Source organism: Streptomyces sp. NPDC001848 (assembly GCF_042891915.1).
Taxonomy (GTDB): domain Bacteria; phylum Actinomycetota; class Actinomycetes; order Streptomycetales; family Streptomycetaceae; genus Streptomyces.
Map to the genome: position 1 here is coordinate 1,468 of NZ_JBIATP010000041.1, position 2,087 is coordinate 3,554.

At 57.7% G+C, this 2,087-nt stretch carries 1 rRNA gene (running past one end of the window); it reads right to left on the bottom strand.

Going from position 1 to position 2,087, the window contains the following annotated elements:
* A 23S ribosomal RNA gene (locus ACFYZJ_RS39275) occupies positions 1 to 1,946 on the bottom strand (it extends 1,272 nt beyond the left edge of the window).
* Positions 1,947 to 2,087: the final 141 nt, after the last annotated feature.

Genomic DNA, 2,087 nt, shown 5'->3' on the forward strand with positions numbered 1-2,087 from the left:
AGGTGCAAGACCCATCACCAGACGTGGCCCCCCTTCTCCCGAAGTTACGGGGGCATTTTGCCGAATTCCTTAACCATAGTTCACCCGAACGCCTCGGTATTCTCTACCTGACCACCTGAGTCGGTTTAGGGTACGGGCCGCCATGAAACTCGCTAGAGGCTTTTCTCGACAGCATAGGATCATCCACTTCACCACAATCGGCTCGGCATCAGGTCTCAGACACATGGCGTGCGGATTTGCCTACACACCGTCCTACACCCTTACCCCGGGACAACCACCGCCCGGGATGGACTACCTTCCTGCGTCACCCCATCACTCACCTACTAACCGCTTGGTTCGGCGGCTCCACCACTTTCCTTTCCCCGAAGGGTCCGGAACGGCTTCACGGCCTTAGCATCACGATGCTCGATGTTTGACGCTCCACAGCGGGTACCGGAATATCAACCGGTTATCCATCGACTACGCCTGTCGGCCTCGCCTTAGGTCCCGACTTACCCTGGGCAGATCAGCTTGACCCAGGAACCCTTAGTCAATCGGCGCACACGTTTCTCACGTGTGAATCGCTACTCATGCCTGCATTCTCACTCGTCAACCGTCCACAACTACCTTCCGGCGCTGCTTCACCCGGCAGACGACGCTCCCCTACCCATCACAGCAGGCGTTGGCCCTATACGCTGCAATGACACGACTTCGGCGGTACGCTTGAGCCCCGCTACATTGTCGGCGCGGAATCACTAGACCAGTGAGCTATTACGCACTCTTTCAAGGGTGGCTGCTTCTAAGCCAACCTCCTGGTTGTCTGTGCGACTCCACATCCTTTCCCACTTAGCGTACGCTTAGGGGCCTTAGTCGATGCTCTGGGCTGTTTCCCTCTCGACCATGGAGCTTATCCCCCACAGTCTCACTGCCGCGCTCTCACTTACCGGCATTCGGAGTTTGGCTAAGGTCAGTAACCCGGTAGGGCCCATCGCCTATCCAGTGCTCTACCTCCGGCAAGAAACACACGACGCTGCACCTAAATGCATTTCGGGGAGAACCAGCTATCACGGAGTTTGATTGGCCTTTCACCCCTAACCACAGGTCATCCCCCAGGTTTTCAACCCTGGTGGGTTCGGTCCTCCACGAAGTCTTACCTCCGCTTCAACCTGCCCATGGCTAGATCACTCCGCTTCGGGTCTTGAGCGTGCTACTCAAACGCCCTCTTCGGACTCGCTTTCGCTACGGCTACCCCACCCGGGTTAACCTCGCAACACACCGCAAACTCGCAGGCTCATTCTTCAAAAGGCACGCAGTCACGAGATACAGCAAGCTGCATCCGACGCTCCCACGGCTTGTAGGCACACGGTTTCAGGTACTATTTCACTCCCCTCCCGGGGTACTTTTCACCATTCCCTCACGGTACTATCCGCTATCGGTCACCAGGGAATATTTAGGCTTAGCGGGTGGTCCCGCCAGATTCACACGGGATTTCTCGGGCCCCGTGCTACTTGGGTGTCTCTCAAACGAGCCGCTGACATTTCGACTACGGGGGTCTTACCCTCTACGCCGGACCTTTCGCATGTCCTTCGCCTACATCAACGGTTTCTGACTCGTCCCACGGCCGGCAGACCGTGGAAGAGAGATCCCACAACCCCGCATACGCAACCCCTGCCGGGTCTCACACGCATACGGTTTGGCCTCATCCAGTTTCGCTCGCCACTACTCCCGGAATCACGGTTGTTTTCTCTTCCTGCGGGTACTGAGATGTTTCACTTCCCCGCGTTCCCTCCACACTGCCTATGTGTTCAGCAGTAGGTGACAGCCCATGACGACTGCCGGGTTTCCCCATTCGGAAACCCCCGGATCAAAGCCTGGTTGACGACTCCCCGGGGACTATCGCGGCCTCCCACGTCCTTCATCGGTTCCTGGTGCCAAGGCATCCACCGTGCGCCCTTAAAAACTTGGCCACAGATGCTCGCGTCCACTGTGCAGTTCTCAAACAACGACCAACCACCCACCACCCCGAACCAACAAGTCCGAGTTCACTGGGGCCGGCATCGAAGGACGACCAAACGGCCGCACCCTCAGACACCCAACAGCGTGCCCGA